The organism is Thalassolituus sp. UBA675, from assembly GCF_002297765.1.
Taxonomy (GTDB): domain Bacteria; phylum Pseudomonadota; class Gammaproteobacteria; order Pseudomonadales; family Oceanobacteraceae; genus Thalassolituus.
Genome location: NZ_DBNJ01000032.1, coordinates 65,553 through 89,138 on the forward strand (window position 1 = coordinate 65,553; position 23,586 = coordinate 89,138).

25 protein-coding genes and 1 tRNA gene are annotated in these 23,586 nt (G+C 51.8%); 17 read left to right on the forward strand and 9 right to left on the reverse strand.

Annotated features, from left to right (window positions below; translation table 11 throughout):
- The 7 genes from pstC to B3007_RS14540 all read left to right on the forward strand — a co-directional run bounded on the left by pstC (position 1) and on the right by B3007_RS14540 (position 7,896).
- Positions 1-1,374 carry a phosphate ABC transporter permease subunit PstC gene (pstC, locus tag B3007_RS14510; RefSeq protein ID WP_301181236.1) on the forward strand — a complete coding sequence of 458 codons (1,374 nt, stop codon included), beginning with the start codon at positions 1-3 and terminating at the stop codon, positions 1,372-1,374.
- Positions 1,367-2,647 (forward strand): phosphate ABC transporter permease PstA, encoded by a 1,281-nt coding sequence (gene pstA / locus B3007_RS14515; RefSeq protein ID WP_068434677.1) that lies wholly within the window; start codon positions 1,367-1,369, stop codon positions 2,645-2,647. Before pstC ends, pstA begins: the two co-directional genes overlap by 8 nt.
- Positions 2,648-2,679: 32 nt before the next feature.
- Positions 2,680-3,483 (forward strand): phosphate ABC transporter ATP-binding protein PstB, encoded by an 804-nt coding sequence (gene pstB, locus B3007_RS14520; protein WP_301181234.1) that lies wholly within the window; start codon positions 2,680-2,682, stop codon positions 3,481-3,483.
- Positions 3,484-3,494: 11 nt separating this feature from the next.
- On the forward strand, positions 3,495-4,211 hold the full coding sequence (phoU, locus tag B3007_RS14525; protein ID WP_068434673.1) for a phosphate signaling complex protein PhoU: 717 nt from the start codon (positions 3,495-3,497) through the stop codon (positions 4,209-4,211).
- A gap of 270 nt (positions 4,212-4,481) precedes the next feature.
- On the forward strand, positions 4,482-5,549 hold the full coding sequence (locus B3007_RS14530) for an OprO/OprP family phosphate-selective porin (protein ID WP_068434669.1): 1,068 nt from the start codon (positions 4,482-4,484) through the stop codon (positions 5,547-5,549).
- Positions 5,550-5,653: 104 nt separating this feature from the next.
- Positions 5,654-7,216 (forward strand): HAMP domain-containing sensor histidine kinase, encoded by a 1,563-nt coding sequence (locus B3007_RS14535; protein ID WP_297531569.1) that lies wholly within the window; start codon positions 5,654-5,656, stop codon positions 7,214-7,216.
- On the forward strand, positions 7,213-7,896 hold the full coding sequence (locus tag B3007_RS14540) for a response regulator transcription factor (RefSeq protein ID WP_297531571.1): 684 nt from the start codon (positions 7,213-7,215) through the stop codon (positions 7,894-7,896). Before B3007_RS14535 ends, B3007_RS14540 begins: the two co-directional genes overlap by 4 nt.
- A 54-nt stretch (positions 7,897-7,950) precedes the next feature.
- On the opposite strand, the gene B3007_RS14545 is transcribed toward B3007_RS14540, so the two are convergent.
- The 3 genes from B3007_RS14545 to phoB (B3007_RS14555) form a co-directional block, all read right to left on the reverse strand.
- Positions 7,951-8,811: a delta-class carbonic anhydrase gene (locus B3007_RS14545; RefSeq protein WP_301376915.1), complete on the reverse strand. Its 861-nt coding sequence runs from the start codon at positions 8,809-8,811 to the stop codon at positions 7,951-7,953.
- Positions 8,812-8,931: 120 nt separating this feature from the next.
- Complete coding sequence (gene phoR, locus B3007_RS14550; protein WP_297531575.1) at positions 8,932-10,200, reverse strand: phosphate regulon sensor histidine kinase PhoR; 1,269 nt, start codon at positions 10,198-10,200, stop codon at positions 8,932-8,934.
- 17 nt (positions 10,201-10,217) lie between these two features.
- Positions 10,218-10,907: a phosphate regulon transcriptional regulator PhoB gene (phoB, locus tag B3007_RS14555; protein WP_297531576.1), complete on the reverse strand. Its 690-nt coding sequence runs from the start codon at positions 10,905-10,907 to the stop codon at positions 10,218-10,220.
- Between the two features lie 185 nt (positions 10,908-11,092).
- Between phoB (B3007_RS14555) and B3007_RS14560 the strand changes: the two genes are divergently transcribed.
- Positions 11,093-11,168: transfer RNA gene (locus B3007_RS14560), tRNA-Thr, on the forward strand.
- 71 nt (positions 11,169-11,239) lie between these two features.
- On the opposite strand, the gene B3007_RS14565 is transcribed toward B3007_RS14560, so the two are convergent.
- Positions 11,240-11,716, reverse strand: coding sequence for a hypothetical protein (locus B3007_RS14565; protein WP_297531578.1), 477 nt, complete (start codon positions 11,714-11,716; stop codon positions 11,240-11,242).
- An 848-nt stretch (positions 11,717-12,564) separates the two neighbouring features.
- Positions 12,565-13,266 carry a tRNA (guanosine(18)-2'-O)-methyltransferase TrmH gene (trmH, locus tag B3007_RS14570; protein WP_068441805.1) on the reverse strand — a complete coding sequence of 234 codons (702 nt, stop codon included), beginning with the start codon at positions 13,264-13,266 and terminating at the stop codon, positions 12,565-12,567.
- Positions 13,267-13,324: 58 nt separating this feature from the next.
- Here trmH and cysZ point away from each other — a divergent pair, with 58 nt between their 5' ends.
- Positions 13,325-14,149: a sulfate transporter CysZ gene (gene cysZ / locus B3007_RS14575; RefSeq protein WP_068441809.1), complete on the forward strand. Its 825-nt coding sequence runs from the start codon at positions 13,325-13,327 to the stop codon at positions 14,147-14,149.
- Positions 14,124-15,020 carry a response regulator gene (locus B3007_RS14580; protein WP_068441812.1) on the forward strand — a complete coding sequence of 299 codons (897 nt, stop codon included), beginning with the start codon at positions 14,124-14,126 and terminating at the stop codon, positions 15,018-15,020. Before cysZ ends, B3007_RS14580 begins: the two co-directional genes overlap by 26 nt.
- Here the strand turns inward: B3007_RS14580 and phoR (B3007_RS14585) are convergent.
- From phoR (B3007_RS14585) to B3007_RS14600, 4 genes are all read right to left on the reverse strand, one after another.
- The gene (gene phoR / locus B3007_RS14585) at positions 14,982-16,295 is read right to left on the reverse strand and encodes a phosphate regulon sensor histidine kinase PhoR (RefSeq protein ID WP_068439054.1); all 1,314 of its coding nucleotides are present in this window, start codon (positions 16,293-16,295) and stop codon (positions 14,982-14,984) included. The two genes, B3007_RS14580 and phoR (B3007_RS14585), sit on opposite strands and share 39 nt — an antisense overlap.
- A 2-nt stretch (positions 16,296-16,297) precedes the next feature.
- Positions 16,298-16,996 carry a phosphate regulon transcriptional regulator PhoB gene (gene phoB, locus B3007_RS14590; protein WP_068441814.1) on the reverse strand — a complete coding sequence of 233 codons (699 nt, stop codon included), beginning with the start codon at positions 16,994-16,996 and terminating at the stop codon, positions 16,298-16,300.
- Between the two features lie 128 nt (positions 16,997-17,124).
- Complete coding sequence (gene ubiA / locus B3007_RS14595) at positions 17,125-18,009, reverse strand: 4-hydroxybenzoate octaprenyltransferase (RefSeq protein WP_068441829.1); 885 nt, start codon at positions 18,007-18,009, stop codon at positions 17,125-17,127.
- A gap of 10 nt (positions 18,010-18,019) precedes the next feature.
- Positions 18,020-18,580, reverse strand: coding sequence for a chorismate--pyruvate lyase family protein (locus B3007_RS14600; protein ID WP_301376905.1), 561 nt, complete (start codon positions 18,578-18,580; stop codon positions 18,020-18,022).
- A gap of 147 nt (positions 18,581-18,727) precedes the next feature.
- On the opposite strand from B3007_RS14600, the gene B3007_RS14605 reads away from it, so the two are divergent.
- The 7 genes from B3007_RS14605 (at position 18,728) to B3007_RS14635 (ending at position 23,568) form a co-directional block, all read left to right on the forward strand.
- A complete protein-coding gene (locus B3007_RS14605) occupies positions 18,728-18,892 on the forward strand; it encodes a rubredoxin (protein ID WP_068441816.1) in 165 nt (54 codons plus the stop codon).
- An 81-nt stretch (positions 18,893-18,973) separates the two neighbouring features.
- On the forward strand, positions 18,974-20,134 hold the full coding sequence (locus tag B3007_RS14610) for an FAD-dependent oxidoreductase (protein WP_068435109.1): 1,161 nt from the start codon (positions 18,974-18,976) through the stop codon (positions 20,132-20,134).
- Positions 20,135-20,196: 62 nt separating this feature from the next.
- Complete coding sequence (locus B3007_RS14615; RefSeq protein ID WP_068435111.1) at positions 20,197-20,469, forward strand: HU family DNA-binding protein; 273 nt, start codon at positions 20,197-20,199, stop codon at positions 20,467-20,469.
- Positions 20,470-20,501: 32 nt separating this feature from the next.
- Positions 20,502-21,065 (forward strand): DUF1415 domain-containing protein, encoded by a 564-nt coding sequence (locus tag B3007_RS14620; RefSeq protein WP_301376976.1) that lies wholly within the window; start codon positions 20,502-20,504, stop codon positions 21,063-21,065.
- A 27-nt stretch (positions 21,066-21,092) separates the two neighbouring features.
- On the forward strand, positions 21,093-21,455 hold the full coding sequence (locus tag B3007_RS14625; protein WP_301376902.1) for an SCP2 sterol-binding domain-containing protein: 363 nt from the start codon (positions 21,093-21,095) through the stop codon (positions 21,453-21,455).
- A gap of 80 nt (positions 21,456-21,535) precedes the next feature.
- On the forward strand, positions 21,536-22,828 hold the full coding sequence (locus B3007_RS14630) for a dicarboxylate/amino acid:cation symporter (RefSeq protein ID WP_301376900.1): 1,293 nt from the start codon (positions 21,536-21,538) through the stop codon (positions 22,826-22,828).
- Positions 22,825-23,568: a hypothetical protein gene (locus B3007_RS14635; protein ID WP_068441824.1), complete on the forward strand. Its 744-nt coding sequence runs from the start codon at positions 22,825-22,827 to the stop codon at positions 23,566-23,568. The genes B3007_RS14630 and B3007_RS14635 overlap by 4 nt, the downstream gene beginning before the upstream one ends.
- Positions 23,569-23,586: the final 18 nt, after the last annotated feature.

Here is a 23,586-nt window from a genome sequence, read left to right on the forward strand (position 1 = left end):
ATGAACTACAGTACCTTGCTAATCGCGTTGTTGATCGCGCTGGGGGCAGCATACTTTCTCGGACGTAATCGCGCCCGGTCTCTTGCTGGCCAGGGAGAGAGTATGCACTCACTTCCAACCCATTACGGCGCACTGACTGCGCTCTGGACTACTCTGCCGCCGCTCCTCATTTTGATAATGTGGGTCATGCTGGAACCTCGCATCGTTGATGCGCTGCTGACGATGCAACTTCCTGAAGCCATCCGTACGGCCAGTGAAGCAGAAGTACGTCTGGCGCTCTCAAAGGTTCACAATATCGCCAGCGACCCATCGATGATGGGGCAGAGTGAACTCGGCTCTGTTGCCGCGCATCTGGTCGACCTTGAACAGCGCGCTGCGATTCTTAAGGGCGGCGTTATTCTGTCATTGATTCTTCTTGGCGTTGCCGTGACCTGGCGACGTATTCAACCAGATCTTCGCGCCCGTGGTGAAGTTGAACGCATCGTTCGTGTGATGCTGTTCGCCAGCTCCGCCATTGCTGTACTGACTACGCTGGGTATTCTCGTCAGTGTTCTGTTTGAAGCGGTGCTCTTTTTCCAGAAAGTTTCACCCATTGAGTTCCTGTTTGGCACAACGTGGTCACCCCAGGTGGCATTACGTGCGGATCAGTCAGGTTCGTCTGGTAGCTTCGGGGCAGTACCGCTGTTTGCAGGTACGCTGCTGATCTCTGCCATCGCCATGTTTATTGCGGTTCCGGTCGGCCTTATGGCGGCCATTTACCTTTCTGAATATGCAACTTCACGTGTACGTCAGTTAGCGAAGCCGGCGCTCGAAGTTCTGGCGGGTATCCCGACCGTTGTCTATGGCTTCTTTGCTGCTCTGACTGTCGCGCCGTTTATTCGTGGAGTCGGTGAGTCGGTGGGGCTGGATGTCTCGTCCGAGAGTGCTCTGGCGGCTGGTCTGGTCATGGGCATTATGATCATTCCTTTCGTGTCATCGCTGTCAGATGACGTGATCAACGCCGTACCTCAGTCACTGCGTGACGGTAGCTATGGCCTCGGTGCGACCCGCAGCGAAACAGTACGTCAGGTCGTTATACCGGCTGCTCTGCCAGGTATTGTCGGTGCTGTGATGCTGGCCGTTTCGCGTGCGATTGGTGAAACCATGATTGTTGCGATGGCCGCGGGCCTGGCGGCAAACCTGACTGCGAATCCGCTCGACAGTGTCACCACCGTGACGGTGCAGATCGTGACCCTGCTGGTCGGTGACCAGGAGTTTGATTCGCCGAAAACACTTGCTGCCTTCGCGCTGGGCCTCGTGCTCTTTATTGTGACGTTGGTGCTGAACTTTGTAGCTATTAAGATCGTACAGAAGTACCGGGAACAATATGACTGATTCAACCATGACAACGCGTCAGAAAGTCGAAGCCAGTATGCGTCGCCGCCGTGCGGCTGAAACTCGCTTCCGCCTGTACGGCATGGCCTCTGTATTATTTGGTCTGCTGTGTCTGGTAGTCCTGTTTGGCGATATTTTTTCAAAAGGCACATCGGCCTTCTCGCAGACAGTACTGACTACCACTATCGAGATCGATGGGGATTACCTGGATATCACCCCGGATTCATCCGAGAGTGACATCATGAGTGCGAACTACGACGGCCTGATTAAGCGTCATTTTAAAAATGACGTTCAGCCAAAAGGTCGTTCAGAAGCACGTAGCCTGTTCAGCCTGATTTCTTCTGGTGCCGGCTGGCAGATTCAGAGTCAGGTTCTTGAAGACCCTTCTATTATCGGTAAAACCGTGACGGTGGACCTGCTCGTCGATGACGATGTCGACCAATGGTTTAAGCACGAGTACGGTAATGACAGCGGTAGCGTCCGCCTGAGTGAAAAACAGCTCGAGTGGATTACCGGCTGGATCGAAAGTGATGCGCTTAAAACTCAGTTTAATACCACGTTCTTCGTGAACGGGGATTCCCGTGAGCCTGAGCTGGCGGGTATTCGTGGTGCAATTACCGGTACCCTGCTGACTCTGCTCGTGACCTTCCTGCTGTCTTTTCCGATCGGTGTGGCCGCAGCGATTTATCTGGAAGAGTTCGCCCCTAAAAATCGCCTGACAGAGATTGTTGAAATCAACATTAATAACCTCGCGGCGGTGCCATCGATCACCTTCGGCCTGCTAGGCCTGGCCATCTTTATTAATATCTTTGGTGTGTCACGTTCAACGCCGTTGGTAGGTGGTCTCGTTCTGACACTGATGACACTGCCGACGATTATTATTTCTGGTCGTGCAGCCATTAAAGCGGTACCTCCTTCTATTCGTGAAGCGGCGCTTGGTCTGGGGGCATCCAAGATGCAGACCGTGTTCCATCATGTACTGCCGCTGGCCATGCCGGGCATGCTGACCGGTACCATTATCGGTATGGCGCAAGCACTGGGTGAAACGGCGCCTCTGCTGATGATCGGTATGATTGCCTTTGTCGTGGATGTTCCTGGCTTCATCAATGACCCATCCACCGTATTGCCAGTGCAGATTTTCCTGTGGTCAGACAGTCCTGAGCGCGCTTTCACAGAACGTACATCGGGCGCCATTATGGTTCTGCTGGGCTTCCTGATCATTATGAACACTGCCGCCGTTATGCTTCGTCGTCGTCTTGAGCGTCGCTGGTAACAGGCCTGAAACAGAAATTATCGGATAACGTTATGAGTATTATTGAAAATCACGAAACGGTCGGCTCTCCTCTCAGCGAAGGTGCGAAACTTCGCGCTCGCGACGTCTGTGTGTTTTACGGTGAGAAGCAGGCCATTTACAACGTCAGTCTGGATATTCGCCAGAATGAAGTGATCGCCTTAATCGGCCCTTCAGGTTGTGGTAAATCAACCTTTCTGCGCTGCCTCAACCGCATGAATGACACCATCGACATCTGTAATGTCACGGGTGAAATCCTGCTGGATGGCGATAACATCTACGATCCACGCGTCGATGTGGTGCCACTCCGCGCGACGGTAGGCATGGTTTTCCAGAAGCCTAACCCTTTCCCTAAGTCGATTTACGACAACATCGCTTATGGCCCGCGTATTCATGGTCTCGCATCGTCACGTGTTGAACTGGACGAAATCGTTGAAAAAAGTCTGCAGCGTGCGGGCCTCTGGAATGAAGTGAAAGATCGTCTGCATGCACCGGGCACCGGTCTTTCTGGCGGTCAGCAGCAGCGTCTTTGCATTGCGCGTACCATTGCGGTTGATCCTGAAGTGATTCTGATGGATGAGCCGTGTTCTGCACTGGACCCGATTGCAACTGCTAAAATTGAAGAACTGATCGACGAGCTGCGTGAGAACTATACGATCGCGATCGTTACTCACTCGATGCAGCAGGCTGCCCGTGTGTCACAGCGCACTGCGTACTTCCACCTGGGCCAGTTGATCGAAGTGAATGCAACAGATAAGGTATTTACAACGCCTGAGCATCAGTTGACTGAAGCCTATATCACCGGCCGCTTTGGCTAAGGAGCAGTACGATGGAAATGAATTTTAACCAGCATATTTCTGGTCAGTTTAATGCCGATCTGGAAGCGATCCGTAACCACATGATGAGCATGGGCGGACTGGTCGAGCGCCAGGTAAACCATGCGGTTCAGGCGATCTGTTCAGGTGATACTCAATTAGCCGATGATGTTATCCGCCGTGAAGATGACGTTGATAAAGCAGAAGTCGCAATTGATAACGAGTGCACTCAGATTCTGGTTCGTCGTCAACCAGCCGCGTCAGACCTGCGTATGGTTCTGGCTGTGTCACGTGTGGTTCGCGACCTTGAGCGTATCGGTGATGAGGCAAGTAAAATTGCAATTCACACGCTGGAAGTAAAAGACTCGAAGAACCCACAATTCTGCCAGCAAGCCATCCGTTACATGGGTGAAGAAGTGGTGAAAATGATTTCTGGCGCTCTGGATGCCTTCGCCCGTCACGACGTTGAAGGTGCGATTGAGGTGGTGCGTACCGATAAGCTGGTCGACAAGCAATACGCTTCTGCGTTGCGTGAGCTGATCACCTACATGATGGAAGACCCACGCTCTATTGGCCAGGCGATCAATATCCTCTGGATTCTTCGTGCTATTGAGCGTATCGGTGACCATGCACGCAACATCTCTGAACAGGTTATCTACCTTGTGAGTGGCACAGACGTTCGTCACAGCTCTCTCACAGAAATGGAAGAAACCGCTCAGAAAGAAGATTGATCTGATCCCCCGCTTTTTGCGCCTCAACCTCCCCTGAGGCGCGAACTTTCCCTTTGCTTTCCTGAAACTGGCCTATACTAAGCAGCGCAATATCTTGTTTGCTCCTGCATGGCTTTCTCTGAATATGACAGTTTGATTTCACAAATATGACTGATTTGTCATATTGCTGTAATAAAAGTGCCATAGAGTAGACATCATCCTGTAACACAGTGCGTTGCAGTAACTATTAAGCAAGACCATCTTGCACATAACTAACTCTGGATGAGAAGCATGAAAAAAACAGCACTCTTTATCGCTATCGCTTGCGCGGCAGGTTTTGCTCAGGCAGATGAAAAAGATGATCTGATTATAAAAGTCGGCGGCGGCCTGATGGCTCAGGAAAAAGAAATTAAATTCCAGACGGGAGGACGCTTGCAGTGGGACTACAATCTGGCGAAAAAGAATGGTGAAACAGACGAGTCTGACATCCATGTTCGTCGTGCTCGTATATACGTGAAAAGTACAGTGGGTGACTGGAGTCTCAAGTCGCAGTTCAATATTGATCAGGCGTCAGAAACCGATGACGGTGCACGGGAAGATTCCGGTGGTACTGTGGAAGACCTATACATCACTTACGAAGGTTTTGGTAAGCCAGCTAAGATTTCTGTCGGTCATCAACGGGTTGAGTTCAGCCTGGAAGACTACACCTCTTCCAATGATAATACTTTCCTTGAGCGTAGCGCCGTGACCGAGGCATACTCTGTTGGTCGTCTTGCTGGCATCCAGGTGAAAGGCGATATTGATGGTCTGCATTATGGCGTAGGCTTGTTTGAAGATGGTGAAGATAAAACGGAAGCCAGCGAAATGTTTCTGGCCGCTCGTGTGGCTTACGCTGCCGATATTGATGGCGGACTGGTCCACGTTGGCCTTGGTAGTCACAACCAGGGTGAAGACACCTTAACTGCGGGCTTGGAACTTGCTGGCGTTTTTGGTCCACTACATGCGCAAGCTGAATATATGCAGCGTAGTATCGATGATGCAGACGATCTTGCGGGCTCCTACGTTCAGGTCGGTTACGTATTGACCGGCGAGACCCGTCCATACAAAGCTGGTAAGTTTAAGCGTATCAAGCCTGCCAGTAGCAAGGGCGCCTACGAGGTTGTGGTCCGTGCTACTCAGGGGGATGGTAACTACTCAGATACTGAGCTTGGGGCTACCGAGGCCTCTGAAATCGGTATTGGTCTGAATTACTATGCAAACAACAACGTTCGTCTGGGGATGTCGTACTCTGTGGCTGAAGGTGATGCTACCTCTGATGAAGGGCAGGAATTCCGTGCGCGTGCTCAGTTCGTATTCTGATTCTGTTTAACTAATCTCGTAAGACGTGAGGGCGCCTCCGGTTGTTTCGGTGGCGCCTTTTTTCTTTTATGATAATTGCTAAATAAGGGCGCCGGGAGCCTGGCATGTATAAAAGAAAGTTGTTCCTCTTCGGTTTTATTTCAGCAGCTGTTCTTTTCGTTGCGCTAAGTGGTGTTGCCGTTTCTGCATACATAACCAAGGAAAATCTTCGTCAGAGTGCCACTGCACAATCCTTGCTTTCTGAACATCAGATGCTGTCGAGTATCTCCTACCGCTTGTTTAAACAACTCACCGATGAACTGATCTTTGGACGCAATGCCAACCAGGCCGAAGTACGCAATAAACAGGCTCTCATTGAGCAGTCATTAATGGTCATCCGGGACCTTGAAGTGCGTCAGAGAAATGAGCTTGGTCCCGACATTACTCAGGGAAGTGTTGAAGATACTGACGAATTGCAATTTTTAATCGCTGAAATTATTGACGAGTTCAATGCGGTTATTGCCATGAACGATACAACTCCGCTCAGTCAGCAGGAGCGTGTCCAGCGCTTGCTGGAGTTCACTATTGATAATAAATTCCGCGAAGCAATTAATGCGGCTGTATCACGCCAGAGTAAAGTAGTTTCTGCGACGAATGCTCGTATCGAAGCGTTAAACTCAGCTATCGTATGGTTCAGTATCATTCTTTGCGTACTGGTTGGCCCCTTTATTGTCTTCGGGTGTGTGTGGCTGTTTAATCAGCTTTATCAGCCCCTGACTGTGATAGGGAGTGGTACTCAGGTCATTGCGTCCGGGAACTATAACTTCCGTTTACCAGAAAACCTTGATCAGGAGTTTCACTCACTCGTTCAGTCTCTCAATCAGCTAGCAGGCCAGATGGCTGAGCATGAGAAGCAGGCAGAAACGATGCGTGATCAGCTTCAGTATGAGGTAGACCAGCGTACATCAGAACTGACCGAGGCTAATAGACAGCTCACTCTGATTGATACCAGACGTAAGCAGTTTATTGCGGATATATCGCATGAACTCAGAACACCGTTGACCATTATTCGTGGAGAGGCGCAGGTAACCTTGCGTCAGAATCATGCGGATACCAGAGACTACAGAGCTGCATTACAGACAGTACTTGATCAGGTTGTTGGCCTGAGCGTCCTGGTCGATGATCTGCTACTGCTGGCTCGTGCTGAAATTAACCAATTACGGTTATTTCCTGATGATCTCCAGGTCGTTGATATTCTTGAACACCAAGTGGAGCAGTGGCAGAGAAAAATGCCATTGCGATCTTTCCGATTAAATACCGCAGACGCTGAGAAATCACGCATTGTTATACGCGCTGACGAGCAGAGGCTACGTCAGGTTATGACCATCCTGATAGATAATGCGACTCGTTATTCTGATCCGGATGACCCTGTCGAAATATCACTCAAAGCGACAGAGGATCAGGTAATGATTAGTGTCCGCGACCATGGCGATGGAATCTCACCTGCCGACTTACAGTATATTTTTGAGCGCTTCGTACGCTTTAAGCCACGGACAGATGGCGCCGGTCTGGGTTTATCAATTGCTCGCACCCTGGTAGAAGCGCATGAGGGTGAAATCTATGCAGAATCAGAACAGGGGCAAGGATCAGTGTTTACCGTCGTTCTACCAAGGCAGGCCGCAGAATGAAGATTCTGATTGCGGATGATGAACTGCCATTGCTCAGCTTTCTGCAGCGAGGACTGGAGTCTGAAGGGTATGACGTCATATCGGAAAGTGACGTTCACAACCTGATCGTGACCATAAGCAGTGAGCGTCCTGTCGTAGCAGTTCTGGATCGTATGTTCGGTGATGTGGACAGCCTGGTATTGATACAGAGTATTAAGCGACTGCCTTCGCCGCCTATGGTGCTGTTGCTGACGGCGATGGACGACGTCAGTGACCGGGTGGATGGACTGCGTCAGGGCGCCGATGATTACCTCTGTAAACCGTTCGACTTCGAAGAATTGTTAGCGCGTATCCAGGCGATGACACGACGCGCAGTGCCCTCAAATCAACACATTGAAGAAACGCTTCAGTGTGGGCCGTTAATACTCTATCGCGATGAACGTATTGTCCGGCATGCAGGGGTCGAACTATCGTTAACCCGGCTGGAGTATGACCTGTTGGAGTTCTTTGTTGAGAATAGGGGCAAAGTACTGAGCCGCGAGAGAATTCTTCAGCGGGTATGGCAATCAGAGAAAGATCCGATGACTAATATTGTGGATGTATACATCAGCAGGGTTCGCCATAAGCTCGCTTTTACTGATGCGCTGATTATTGAAACACTGCGCGGAAATGGTTACCGGCTGACGACTGCCAGCCGGTAGTATCCATCGCTGCTAGGGTGCTGCTTAGGGTTCTTTGTTAACCCGTGTGTCTGGTCAGTGTATTTCAGACAGTAGCTGTGGGTTCAGTACAAGATTGCGTACACCGTGAGCGTGATCTTCATTGAATTCATTTTCTTCACACCAGTCGGCCACTGTTTCAATATCAACGACAGCGACTTCCGGGCGCACGCTCCAGCTCACCTGCAACGGGGAGCCTTTTTCATTGTATGACGGGCCTGTTGTTGATCCTGCGTACTGGACCGGTGTACCCGTATCGGATGGAATATTTGGCGCCTGGTAATAGCCGTTTACCTGTTCAACGTTTGCCATCTCACCAAAGTCGAGGGCGTCATCGTCATTGGCCAGAACAATCACCTGGGCTTCGACGCGCAGTTGAGGGTTCATGATGTTGTCTGACAGACAGGCGCCAAGTGTCGGGCCTGGTTGAATCTGAGCGGTGGTATGTACGAAGTGCACCTCGATGGTATCCCCCGGAACCAGGTTTCTGCCTTTTGCTGCACAGACTTCTCCTTTAAACGGTTTAAGCTGTTTTTTAGTCAGTTTGCCGTCGTACAGATAACCTGTATCAGCGCCCTGACCATTACCATTTCCGGCATAAGTCGTGAACTCTCCGCCTTTGTGTTCGGCACCAACGTGGAAGTGAATATTGCAAAGATTCATTTGAGTATGTGCAGGGGCTGGCTGGAACATGTTGCTGTTCTCGCCCGAAACCTGATCGATATCGCGTGGCGATTGAGGTCCAAAACCCTGACCCTGGGTGTTTTCCGCAAGGCGTTCGCGCTGTTCAGCGATCACCTTATCAGACACAGTTTCGGATGAAGAATAATTACCCGCCAATACGGCAGCAGGCATCAGTAAAGAACTTGCGACAACGGCGTACTTAATTATGGACATTTTTGTTCCTCCTAGGTGAAGCCACTACGATACGGAGGAACACTGAAAAGAACCTGACTCCTTTATTAATAAAAGATTAACGTCCTGAATTCTGACGATCCGGATGTGCGAGAAGAGCATTCAGGCGTTGTTTTCTCTTCGAAAAGACGGGATCACAAAAGAAAAGGTACTACCTTGCCCCAGCGCCGATTCAATTTTAAGCTCGGCATCGTGATGTTCCAGTGCGTGTTTAACAATCGACAGCCCGAGGCCTGAGCCCCCAACGGTAGACTCCCGCGACTCATCCACACGATAGAAACGCTCGGTTACCCGAGACAGGTGTTCCGGTGGAATACCTGGCCCCTGGTCTGTCACGGCAACCTCGATACCGCGATCACTTGGGGCAATGTCGATATCCACTTGTTTTCCATCACCATATTTAATCGCGTTAGTGACAAGGTTGGTCAGAGCAGAATGCATCTCTTCTTTGAAGCCATCGACAATCAGGCTGCGCTCGGTGTTAATTCTGACTTCAGCATCGCCTGAGTAGCCTTTCATTTCTCCGGCAACCTGATGGCACAGCGCTGTCAGGTCAAAGGACACACCATCCCGCTCCCTGCTCGCACTTTCCAGTTTGGATAGCTGAATAAGGTCGTTTACCAGATTTGTCATACGGTTCGCCTGGCTATCCATTTGTGCCAGTGCTTTAGACAGTGGAGCTGGCGTATCCATATCAGAGAGCATTTCCAGATAACCATTAATGACGGTTAGTGGTGTGCGCAATTCATGGGAGACATCGGCAATAAAGTCCTGGCGCATGGTTTCTACGCGTTTGCGTTCAGTGACATCTCTGACGAGCATGATTTTCTGATCGATACCAAATTCAGTGATCTGAACCTGCAGACTGACATTTCTGAGATCGAACTGCAGAGGCTCGCTGAAGTCGCTGCTGCGGAAATAGCGGACAAATTGAGGGGTGCGGATAAGATGAGTTATGTGCTGACCATTATCATCTTTACGCAGGTACAGCATACGCGTTGCTGCGCTGTTGAATGTCGTAATGTGGCCGGCGCTGTCGAGTACAACGACACCATCTTTCAGTGCTTCAATCCCCTGATTATAGCGTTGCAGCATTTTCGCCTGATTCAGCAGGCGATCTTTAAGTGTCTTTTCTCGTCGGATGATGCGGTCGGCAGAGTAACCTATCAATCCGCTGTCCTGTGGGGCCGGGCCCTGGCGATAACTCCATTTAAAAATAGTGGCCGCGTGGCGGATACTGATGATCTGTGAAACGACCAATCCGATCAGTAAGCCATACAGGGAATATCCGACTGACCAGCCGGCAGCGAAACCTGCAAGCACTATAATGCCAACCCGAAACAGCTCTCGCTGCAGTGCATCCTGATACAAACCTGCGTTACCTCACCTTACTGATCGGGAGAAAAACGATACCCACTTCCCCTGACTGTTTGAATCAGACGTTCGTGGTTATCGATAGAAATCGCTTTGCGTAAACGCCGGATATGAACATCAACGGTGCGTTCATCGATGTAGACGTTGCCGCCCCAGACCTTGTCGAGCAGTTGTTCGCGGGAAAACACCCGGTTCGGGTGGCGCATAAAGAATTCGAGTAGCTTGTATTCTTTCGGGCCGAGCGATACCAGTTCACCCTTGATACGGCATTGCTGCTCATCTGGGTGGCACGTCATATCGAGAACGGTCAGCGCTTCAGACGATGTGGTTTGGCTGCGACGGAGAACCGCCTTAATACGCGCATTCAGCTCTCTGGGTGAAAACGGCTTAGTAATATAGTCGTCAGCACCGCACTCCAGCCCTTTGATTTTGTCATCTTCTTCGGCGCGCGCCGTAAGCAGAATGACAGGGATGTCTTTTGTGCGTTCTTCGCGCTTCAGCCGGGCTGTCAGCTCCGGTCCGCTCATCATCGGCATCATCCAATCCAGTACTACAAGATCCGGTTGTTCGTTGATGATCATCTGGAGGGCTATCTGGCCATTGGCAGCTTTCCGGGTTTTGTATCCCGCAAGCTCAAGACCGGTACAGATCATTTCGCAGATGGCTGGTTCATCGTCGGCAACGAGGATAAATCCGGCGTTCATGTCGGCACCTAGTGTATTCATTTCAGGGGGATGTATTGTGACATTTTTATTACGATTTTGGACCGTTTTTCGTGCTGCTTAGCCTGTCCCTGAGTGGGTGTTGTTAACTTATTGAAAAATAGTAAATTCTTTTCGAAAAATGGTTGACGACCCCCGGGCTGATCAGTAATATTCCCGCCCACTTAGCCGGTATAGCTCAGTTGGTAGAGCAACTGACTTGTAATCAGTAGGTCCCGAGTTCGACTCTTGGTGCCGGCACCATACAAAAAAGCCCGTACGGATGTACGGGCTTTTTTCTTTTCCAGCATTCTGTTTTCCGGATTGTTCGGCTCTCAGAAAAAAACCTTCACTTCGACCTGATAGCCCTCGCTGTTATCTGTCTCACTCAGACTGTAGCGCCATTCACCGGCTTGTGGTTCACCTTTGTACAGATCGTACGCGGTCGAAAGAATTCGCATAGCCTGTTCTGACTCGTTGTAGCTTTGCTGTTCTTCTCCCTGCAGGTACCAGTAGGTTGCAGCTTCGTCCTGAGCAGAAAGCATGTGCTCTTCGGGATCGTAGGCGTAGGTCACTGACATAGGTGAAAGAAGTGCAAAGCAGGTGGCGCACGGGCGCAACCAGCGCTGCTGGCGCAGTACGCGCTTGAGTAACCCTTCATCAATAGCGCCCAGAGCGATCAGTGCTTCACCGAGTTTGGCTCCTGCGTGTTCTTTCTGGTATTGAAGTGCATCATCCAACTGCTTACGAGTAATTGCGCGTCGGTTCAGAAGAAGCTGCCCGAGGCGTAGCTTAAGTGATGGTGATGGCATACTGTTCTTCCGGTGTGATCTTTGTACAGATACAGGATGGCACAGCATCGGGTAAGCACCACAACAGTGAGTATGCTGATGGTTGCCTTTTGTACTGTCGTTGATGGAAATTTGACGAGCTTTAAGTGATATATGTGTCACTATATGGCCGGTGTTCCAGAGGCGGAATTAATGAGTGGAAAAATGCTGTTACTAAGCTGACTTCAGGGTTACTGAACGCATAACGTGTTATCCAAGAGTATCGGTCGTGAGAGTGCTTGAAGTAACTAGCTTGGGGTAACTGAAAATGGGGGGATGCCATTACGATGGGCCGGGAGCTAAATGGGCGGCCAGGACATCCTGTCCTCACCGCCACAGCACCCTATACCTTCCTGGTATATCGTCCTTGAGCGAGATCCTCTCTACCGTCCTGGTTGGCCTCCTGGCCACAATAATCCTTCGCTTCCTGTATCGTCCTTGCGCATCCTGCCCGGCGATCCTGCCGAATCCTGCGTCCTGCTTGCTGATCCCATCAGCGCCTTGCGTCCTGCGGAATTAAAGATAGCAAAACTGTGAGTTCATGTTACGTGACTATTGCGACAGACTATGTCGTCGAATGCCAGTGGTTTTTGAAAAATCTTTTTAAAACAATGAGTTAGGTTTTTCTGGGGAGGGAGGCGCGGAGGTTAAGGCAGTGTTATGCCTAAATCTCCCACCTGCTTGTGAGATATATCGCACAAATAGGTGGGCGAATAACTTACAGTGTTACTTTGACTCAGAAACGCTGAGTAACACTATTGTTCGATATTACTGATCTGTACGCTTTGTTGCACTTTTTGTTTTGTAACAATCTGTTCAAGTCAGGGCTTTCACCCCTTCTTTTTGGCTGCCCTATGCGCATTGTACAGATCAGAAAAACCTTGCGGGTCTGCCAACTCTCCATCTTCCCGTAACTCAGGATAGCTGAGATTATTTTCCCGACACAGGCGCGCAATCTTGGGTTGGCACCATTCGAACAACAGGCGGTCAAACCATTCATCTGGCAGGCGCTGTGAGTCATACATGCCGGCGGCCTGACGCTGGTAATGAGCTTCATTGAGAATGATGGCTGCGGCCACGGAAACATTGAACGATTGCACCATGCCGCGCATCGGAATAATCAGGTGCTCGTCGGCCATGTCAGAAGCCGCATCGCTGACGCCTTCCTTTTCAGTGCCCATGAGTAGGGCCGTCGGCTGGGTAAAGTCATAGTCGCGGTAGTCAATAGCGCGATCGGTAAGATGGGCTGCTACGACTTTTACGCCGTTGTCCTGTAACTCACGAATCCCGGTTTCGATATCGGCGTGAGTCTGAACTTCAATCCAGTCGGATGAGCCGGCGGTTGCCGCTGTTTTCAGGCGGTAACGATCACGTGGCCAAACGCAGTGAATCTTAGGAATACCGACGGCATCGCAGGTGCGCGCTATGGCTGCCAGATTATGAGGTTTATACACTTCGTCCGTAATGACGGTAAGGTCCGGCTGGCGCATCTCAAGGGTTTTACGGATGCGGTCGTAGCGTTCCGGGGTCATGTCCGGCACTCCTGGGTGGTCAACAAAGGGCGAGGATTGTATAAAAGGCTTTTCGTAGATGCACGAGGGAATCATGAGCGGTAATCCTTTCACCGGTATGCAGTATGTCTGGCGTGGTTTTCAGAACTTAAAAACCCCCGGGCTGCGTCGTTATGTTGCTTTTCCATTACTCCTGAACATCATTGTGATGGGTTTCGCCAGCGTCTGGGGCATCAGCCAGCTGGATGCCTGGATTGGTCAGTTGGTTGACCTGTTACCCGGATGGCTATCTTTTCTGTATTGGATACTGATGCCGCTGGTCGTCATCTTTCTGGTGTTGTCACTGGTGTACTTCTTCAGTGCCGTCCTGATGATTATTGCGGGGCCGCTGAATGGCCTGTTGGCTGAGCGTGTTGAAACTTTGCAGGGGCACTCGATTCCGGATGAATCCATTCCGGCAATGACGATCCGTACCCTCGGGCGGGAACTGACTAAAGTGGGGTACTACCTGCCGCGTTATCTCGGTATTTTTCTACTTGGCTGGATTCCCGGTATCGGGCAGCTTGTCGCTCCTCCCTTGTGGTTCTGGTTTGGCGGCTGGATGATGGCGATTCAGTACATGGATCTTTCGTTTGATAACCATGCTAAGCCGTTTGCAGAAGTTCGTGAGAGATTGGCTGAGGATTTATGGACGGTAATGGGGTTTGGCTTGCTGGTGGCGCTTCTGCTGACTGTGCCCGTGGTTAACCTGTTTATTATGCCTGCAGCCGTGATTGGAGCGACTCTGATGCGACTGGAACGTATGCCCTTTGGCAGCGATTCTGGCAAAAGCAGCTATGCTGAGTTAACAGAAGACGTTACTCCAAGGCTGACGCACGATGAAACTGAGGGTTCTGGTCGTTGATGACGCAGCGTTCGTCCGCGACCTGGTAAAAAAAGCAGTCAGGGATACCTATCCCGGCTGTGAGATTAATGAAGCGGTCGATGGTCGTAAGGCCGTGACTGTGATGAATCAACGTGAAATTAATCTCGTCCTGTGTGACTGGGAGATGCCTGAGATGTCGGGCATCGAGGTTCTCGAGTGGATGAGATCTGATGAGCGTTACAAGAAAACCCCTTTTATGATGATCACCAGTCGTGGTGATCGTGATCACGTCGTTAAGGCTGTGCAGTCTGGAGTTTCGGACTACATCGGCAAGCCTTTCACACGGGAAAATTTCGTCGCCAAGGTTTCTAAAGTTGTTGCCAAGCATCTTGGCGTGAAGCCGGGTGAGGGACCTGCGTTCAAGGGAATGCCCGGACAGCAATCAGCAGATGTTCTGATGGGTAAACCTGCTGGTGGCGATGCCTCTGGTGGTAAAGGTGCGGGCAAACCGGTAGCTCAGGATATGGGCGGTGCGAGCGTACTTATGGGAGGTTCCTCCTCTCCAGAAGCTGCCCCGGCTTCTAAGCCTAAGTCCAAGGCAAGGGGGGTAGCGAGTGTTCGTTTCGGTTCGGGTAGCTCTGCCAAGTTGGTACTGAAGGACATTAATCTGCAGGAAATGATCGGCGTATTCCGCAGAGATGGCGCCCTGCCTGCGCTGTTGGAACCTGCGGTTGCCGATATTGTTGATCAGGATTCAGGCGATGTGGCGCGTATCAATGGCTATGTCCGCATGATGCAGGCTCAGGAGCCGCACCCAGAAGCCGAGACAATTCAGATGCTTATCCGGTTTGTGGATGACGACGAAGATAAATTAGCCGTGCTTTCGCGTTTCATTGCGAAAGTCCGCTGATGCCGGAAGGTGAACAGGCGCTTCGAAGCAGGCGGTAAAGCAGCTTCCTTTCCCGTAGTCGCTGGTGACCAGCAGGTTGCCAGCGTGGCGTAGTAGCACATGTTTTACGATCGCGAGACCTAACCCCGTGCCTCCGGTGTTTTTACTGCGGCTTGGATCGGCGCGATAAAATCGCTCGGTCAGGCGCGGGAGGTGATGTTCTTCAATGCCGATACCCGAGTCTTTCACTTCCAGGCACAGACTCTCCCCGTCCCGATACCAGCGAATATGGATGGAACCCCCGGAGGGAGTGTATTTCACTGCATTAATGATAATGTTGGTGAACGCACTGCGTAACTCGTGCTCATAGCCGCTGAGGCTGTCGTCGCTTTCTATGTTCAGGCGTATGTCGTGTTGTCCTGCGGACACCGCGATAGCTTCTTCTGTGATCTGCTCCAGCAGTGTGAGGACATCAACACTCGTCCTGGGGTCGTGTGCCCCATTCTCAAGGCGCGACAAGGCGAGCAGGTCGCGCACTAATGAATCCATTCGTGAAGCCTGCTCCTGCATCTGTGTCAGCATGCGCCGGGCCCGCTCTGGGATAATATCTTCAAAGGTTTCAAGGTAACCCTGAATGACCGTAAGGGGCGTTCTCAGTTCATGGCTGACGTTACCGACGAAGTCTTTGCGCATTTGCTCGAGCTGCCGCAGACGGCTGACGTCATGAGCGACAATCAGGCGCTCGTTGCGGCCGAACGGCGTAATATTCAGAGACAGGCACATGTCTTTGGCAATCGGTGAGTTCAGCTCCAGTGGGGTATCGAACTCGCCCCTCGAGAAATAGGCCGTGAACTCAGGTGCACGTATCAGGTTGGTGATGGGCTGGTTGATATCGATCGGGTCACGCAGTCCCAGCATCTTTCCTGCAGAGCGGTTCCACCATTCAAGATTGCCATGGCGATCCACCATGATGATGCCTTCCTGCAGAGCGGAGGTGGAATCCTGAAGCCGATCAAACAGCGCCTGTAATTTATGGCGATAGCGTTGGCTACGCTTGGTTGGGCGCAAGCTGAGTTTGATGAGATCCTGCCAGATACCGCTGGTGGCCGGAGCTTCCTGAGATTCGTAACGGGTCAACCAGTGCTTCATGCGGATGGCCTGACGTAGATGCCAGAACAGAATCAGCAGACTGATTACTGCCAGAGGCAGGAACGGCCAGGGGCTCCACCAGAGCCCGCTCAGGCCAACGGCTAGCAGAAGCAGGAGCCGTTTAAGCTCCTGACGCCAGCCCGGCATGATCAGGACGCTTTGGTTGAAAAGCGGTAACCGGTACCGCGAACTGTCTGAATCAGCTGCTCATGCGACTGGCCCAGCGCCTTGCGAAGACGACGGATATGCACATCCACCGTGCGTTCTTCGACATAAACGTTGCCACCCCAGACCTGATCCAGAAGTTGAGAGCGCGAGTAAGCACGCTCCTGGTGTGTCATAAAAAATTGCAGTAGTCGGTACTCGGTAGGGCCCACATCAACCGCTTTGTCGTGGGCCATCACTCGGTGGCATACGGGGTCTAGAATCAGGCCATTAACTTCGATGGTTTCCTCGACGCCCGGTGGGGTTGCCCGGCGCAATACGGCCTTCAGACGAGCAACCAGTTCGCGTGGAGAGAATGGCTTGGTGATGTAGTCGTCAGCACCGCTCTCGAGGCCCTGAACTTTATTTTCTTCTTCACCCTTTGCTGTAAGCATGATAATCGGCAGCTCAGCTGTTGCTTCTTCGCGTTTCAGGCGACGAGCGAACTCAATGCCACTGACACCCGGCAGCATCCAGTCAAGCAGGATCATATCCGGGCGTAGGTCCACTACAAGAGAGTGAGCGTCCTGAACATTTTCGGCTTCGAGGCATTCGTAGCCAGCCATTTCAAGCGCTACAGCGATCATTTCACGGATGGGTGCTTCATCGTCAACGATGAGTACGCGTTTTCCAGCGTTAGTCATAGTCCGGTCACAGATTAGTTATCATTACCGTCGTATTACACAGGCGGGATGTTACAGGTATGTGACAAGGGGCTATTCACTCTTCGTAAATAGCCCCAGAGTCAGAAAAGATCCGGATACTAAGTTGCTCAGGAGGCACTCAGCAGGTAGTGGCCGACAATTCCGAGCCAGACAATGGCTCCGAACCAATGCGATTGACGGAATACCCGGAAGCAGTCTTCGCGATTGCGGCTCCGGGCGTTCCAGATCTGCCACCCCAGAAAGGTGGCGCCGATCACGAGACTGAGGTAGTAGACCCAGCCAAAGCCAAACTGCTGCCCTGCAAAAAACAGAAATGCGACACTCATGGCCTGGAGAAGCCCGATCATCTGTAAATCGAGCTCGCCAAACAGAATCGCAGTCGATTTTACGCCAATCTTCAGGTCGTCATCACGATCGACCATGGCATAGAAGGTGTCGTAAGCCACGGTCCAGCACAGGTTGGCCGCGTAAAAAAGCCAGAGGTAAGCGGGCAGAGTTTCCGACTCTGCGGCAAACGCCATAGGAATCGCCCAGGAAAATGCTGCCCCCAGAAAGAGCTGGGGTAAGTGCGTGTGACGCTTCATAAAGGGGTAGATGGCAGCGAGAGCGACGCCGCCGAAAGAAAGCCATACCGTCATGCTGTTGGTCAGAAGCACCAGACCGAACGATAGGGCGCAGAGAAGCGCAAAACCAACCAGTGCCGCCTTTGCTGACAGGGCCCCAGTGGCTAACGGACGGTCATTGGTACGCTTAACGTGACCGTCGACTTCGCGATCAGCATAATCATTGATCACGCAACCGGCAGAGCGCATCAGAAATACGCCGGCCGTAAAAATAATGAGATTACTGAGTGATGGCATTCCTTCGGCTGCCGTCCACAATGCCCAGAAGGTTGGCCATAGCAGCAGATAAGATCCAACCGGCTTATCCAAGCGGGTAATGGCAATCCAGGCACGCCACTGCGGCCAAAAAGAATCCAGTCGGGCTGTCAGCACAGGAACCTCAGTTTGTTCTCTTTGTTTGATCGAAATCGGTCAATAAGGGGCTGAATGCCTCAGTAACCATCAGCGAACTGCCTCCGAGGGTAAAGACAGATCGACGCGCCCATTCTAACCCGGCCGTATTGGCTTTGCAGCGAGAGACACGGACGAAAGTCCGACGCATATCCGGCTGGCTGAAGAGAAAGGAGCCTAGAGAGCGATTGCCCAGTTGGCGCAGTCTTGCCAGGCGGCCAGTCAGAGCCGCCGCCGGTACTGCCGTGCGCGCATGAACAACCGAAGTACCATCCAGTTTGAGCAGCACCTCGCGGAACCAGACACGCTGATTGGCGGATAAACCGAGTTCTTTCTGTTCCGCTGGCGTCGGGTAGCCAATGCCCTCCTGCTGACAGTCGACGCTGAAACGGCCGGGCGCAAGGCTGCTCAGGCGGGCGGTAAGGGAGCCACGCTCCAGTAACCAGGATCGCCAGAATGGTGGTAATGCCTGAGGAGCGACGTTGAGTCGGGTCGACCAGTCGGGGCGCGCAGGATGAATAATGACAGCGAGGTCAGAAGAGTGCTTCATGGCGCGGAGAATGCGCTAAATCGTGCGGTCAGGCAAGTCAGACCAGACTGTTGGTCAAAAAATGCCCGGAATTGACCGTTGCTTTTAGCGAGCTTGATAAGTACTTTTAGCGACCTTTAAAAACTCACCGAATCATAGGTTATTGGCATGAAGAAGTGGCAATGTGTTGTATGTGGCTGGATTTACGATGAAGCGGAAGGCGCGCCAGAAGAAGGCATCGCTCCGGGTACCCGTTGGGAAGATGTGCCTGACGATTTTATCTGCCCAGACTGTGGCGTAGGTAAAGAAGATTTTGAGATGGTAGAAATCTGATTATCCGGGCTACCGGTTCCCGGTAGCCCCCCCCTGCGTTTCTGCAGACCTTCCTTATCTGACAACTTAACGGACCCTTCTATGAGTAATTCATCTGCTCCTATCGTAATTATTGGCTCAGGCCTGGCCGGATATAACCTGGCAAAAGAACTTCGTAAACTTGCTGCTGATCAGCCTTTGCTGATGATCACTGGAGACGACGGCCGTAGCTACTCCAAGCCGATGCTGTCGACAGGTTACGGCAAGAATAAAACCGCAGATGAACTGGCGATGAACACTGCTGCGGGTATGGCCGAACAGCTGAACATGACGATCCGTACCAATACTGTGGTGACCGCGATCGATATCGATGCTCATACCATCAGCCTGGGTGATGAAACGGTTGAATACAGCAAGCTGGTTCTGGCCTGGGGTGCAGAAGCGGTGGGTCCACGTATCGAAGGTGGTGCTGAAGATCTGGTGTTCTCGATCAATGATCTCGAAGACTACGCCAAATTCCGTACCGCAGCCGAAGGTAAGAAGCGCGTTCTGATCATGGGCGCAGGTCTCATTGGTTGTGAGTTTGCCAATGATATGACTGCTGGTGGTTATGAGTGTGAAATCGTGGCTCCGTGTGATCAGGTGTTCCCGACTCTGCTGCCTGAATCAGCGGCCAACGCAGTACAGGCCGGTCTGGAAGGCATCGGTGTTAAATTCCACCTTGGCCCTCTGGTGAGCCGTATTGAACGTGATGGCGACGGTGTTGTCGCAACTCTGGACAACGGTGATGAAATTCGTGCCGATGTCGTGGTTTCAGCGATTGGTCTTCGTCCTCGCACTCAGCTGGCAGGCGATGCGGGTATCAAAGTGAACCACGGTATCGTTGCAGACCGTCACCTGAAAACCAGTGCTGATGATGTTTACACTCTGGGTGACTGTGCTGAAGTTGAAGGCCGCGTGCTGCTCTACGTACTGCCGTTGATGGCTTCTGCCCGTGCTCTGGCGAAGACACTGACCGGCACACCGACTGAAGTCAGCTACGGTGTTATGCCTGTCACTGTGAAGACGCCAGCGTGTCCTGTGGTAGTATCTCCGCCACCGGGTGGTGATGCGTCAGGTCGTTGGATGGTTGAACAGGAAGGCAATGACGTTCAGGCAGAATACCGCAATGAAGCAGGTGATCTGCTCGGATACGCTTTGACCGGAGCAAAAGTAGCGAATAAAGTAGCACTCAACAAAGAATTGCCGGCAATCATGCCCTGATTCTCTGTAACATCATTGGTCTTTAACAGATCAATACTGACAACAGAAACAAGGATATTACTATGCGTAAACCAGAACTGGCTGCGGCCATCGCTGAAAAAGCAGACCTGAGCAAAGAAAAAGCAGCAGAGGTTGTTACTGCTTTTACAGACCAGATTGCTAAGTCTCTGAGCGAAGGCGAATCTGTGACTCTGATCGGTTTCGGTACTTTTGAAGTACGTGACCGCGCTGAGCGCCAGGGTAAAAACCCACAGACTGGTGAGCCAATCACCATTGCAGCCGCTAAGGTTCCTGCATTTAAGCCAGGTAAAGCGCTGAAGGAATCCGTCCAATAAGCGGCGTTCCTGATGTTACCGCCGCCGCTGAACTGACCCGTGAGTGGGTCAGCCGGCTGGTGGTCGGTGAAGGGCTTTGCCCCTTCGCCAGTCCAGTGATGGACACCCTCCGGATTGAAGTTTCCCCAGCCTCTGATGATTACACGGCAACCGCTGAGTTTATGACTCTGCTGCAAGAGGTGGCTGATTCATTGCCCTCTGATCTACCCACCGCGTTGTTTGTTGTACCGAACCTGTATCGTGATTTTGATGAGTACTGGAACTGGACTCTGATCTGCGATGATCTGCTGGTGCAGATGGGGTATGAAGGGCTGCTGCAGCTGGCGACCTTCCATCCACAGTATGTGTTTGAGGGTGAAGACGCAGACGACATGAGTCACTTCACCAACCGCTCTCCGTTTCCGATGCTGCATATTATCCGTGAGCATGATATCGAAGAAGCCTTAACACAGATCAGATTCCCTGAGAGAATTCCCGAAAGAAACCGACACCATATGCGCCGTCTGGGGCATAATGGCCTGCTCAATATTATGCCGTCGCTAGCAGGTACCGCGGTATTTGCTAATGACGATGATCAAAGTACGCCCGACGACTAACGGGCGCTGACAGCTGAGGAGACTCCCTTGTTTAAATTCCGCATGTTGCTTTGGGTACTGTCCAAACTGATGAAAAAAGCAGCCAAAAAGAACCCTAAGTTCCGGGAGCAACTGGCAGGGCAGGACATGGCGTTTCAGTTACAGACCGACGATGGCAAAGCCGTCCGTCAGTTTGTTGTTAAAGATGAAAGCATTTCCAGTAAAGGTAAGGCTCACAGCAATCCTGCATTCACGATCAGCTTCAAAGATGCACACACCGGTCTGAAAGTGCTTACCTCGAAAGACCGTAATGCGTTTATGCGCGGCATTCAGGAAAAAGACATTAAGATCAGTGGCGACCTGTCCAAAGTGATGTGGTTTCAGGGCATCAGCAAATACCTGAAACCCTGATTCAGACCTAAAAATCGGGCCCTGTCATCAGGGCCAAATCGATCAGTGAGAAATAACCAGAATAAAAAGGAGGCTGTACCGTGACGCTGACAACCCGAATTCTTCTGGCCATGGCGCTCGCCATCGTACTCGGCACTATCACGTTCAACCTCCTGGCCATGCCAGACCTCAATGACAGCGTGCGCTATGTGCTGGATGATCTGCTGGCATCCGGTCTGTTTGCTTTGATCGGTAAAATCTTTGTCTCCAGCCTGAAAGTCCTCGTTGTACCGCTTGTGTTTGTTTCTCTGGTCTGCGGCGTTTGTCATCTGAGCGATCAGAGCAGCCTCGGACGAATGAGTCTGAAGACGGTGTTTCTGTACCTTGTGACGACCGCCATTGCGATTTCTGCGGCCATGACGCTGGCCAATATCGTGAATCCCGGCGTCGGAATCGATATGTCGGTGGAGGCGGAATTTAAGGCCCCTGAGGCGGTACCTCTTATCGATGTTCTGGCGAATATATTCCCAACGAATCCGTTCCTGGCAATGGCCGAGGGCAATATGCTGCAGGTGATCGTGTTCGCGATTCTGGTTGGTCTCGCTATTGGTCGCTCAGGTGTGCCGGGTGAGCGTATCGGTAAGCAATTCAGCGACTGGAACGAGATTCTGATGACGCTCGTCACCATGCTGATGAATCTTGCGCCTTACGGTGTGTTTGCTTTGCTGTTCAGCCTGTTTGCCTCCAAAGGGCTGGGGCCAGTGCAGGAACTGTTGGCCTACATGTTTACCGTGGTCGCGGTGCTGCTGGTGCACGGTATTGTTGTCTACTCCGCTATGCTCCGTATGTTCGCCGGGGTCTCTCCGGTAACCTTCCTCAAGAAAATGTGGCCGGTGCAGATTTTCGCCTTCAGTACGGCATCAAGCAGTGCCACCTTGCCGGTTACCATCAAGAACGCTGAGCAGAATCTCGGTGTCGGTACCCGTGCTGCATCTTTTGTGCTACCGCTGGGCGCCACCATTAATATGGACGGTACGGCCATTATGCAGGGCGTAGCGACTGTGTTTATTGCTCAGGCGTTTGGCCTTGATCTGAGCATGGGTGACTACCTGTTGGTGATTGCCACCGCCACTCTGGCCTCCATCGGCACCGCAGGTGTACCGGGTGTTGGGTTGATTACCCTGTCGATGGTTCTGCAGCAGGTCGGTTTACCGGTAGAAGGGATTGCATTAATTATCGGCGTCGACCGCCTGTTAGATATGTTGCGTACCGCAGTGAATGTGACTGGCGACACCATGGTCTCGGTTGTGATTGCTAAGACCGAAGGGGTTCTGAATCACGAGCGCTATAACGACCTGAGTCTCTCTGCGACGAATAGCAACGACGACAAATGAAGCGGCTTTCTCTCTATCGTTTTCTGACGTGTTTAGTTGCGACGTTCGTTGTTGTACTCGCTGCCTCGTTGACTTCGGCGGGTCTTGCCTATGCTGCTGATGGGAGTGCGCCTGAGCGTATTATTTCTGGTAGCGGTGTGTCCGGTATATCGACACAGGTCCGGCAGTTAGCCGAAGCGCAGTTGACTGAACTGAGCGACAGCGAGAAGCGTGACCGCTTACGTCAGCTTCTGCCCTGGTCGCCTGCAGCTCTGCAGACATCGTTTACTCAGCTACTCGAATCATTCACGGACGAAGAGGTCGCCGGCTTACTGGAGATCGTTGATGATTCTCTCATGGCGCGAGGACGTTTGATGGAAGACACTGCGCTTCAGGAACAGGGAACGCCAGAATACGAACGTTACATGCAAAGGCTAGCTACGTATCCTCCGGCCGTTTCCCGGGTGCAAAGGGTTGAACGTTTCGTATCGGCAACGCGGATGGCAGAATGGTTGATTCGCGTACAGGCATCCGTGTCAGATACTCTGGAGCTTGAGCTCTCTCAAGGATATGAAGCTGATACACGGGACGCTGTACTGAATTTTATGCTGTACGCGTATCGCCGGGTGAGTAATGCAGAAATAGATGCCCTGATCCGACTGTGGAATGACCCGGTAATGCAGCGTTGGCTGACCGAAGCCTTTGCTGCGTTACCAGATCCTGCCCCGCCTGAGCTTGCTGAGCCTGGTCTCATCCAGTGAAAGTCTGGCTTTCAGGTA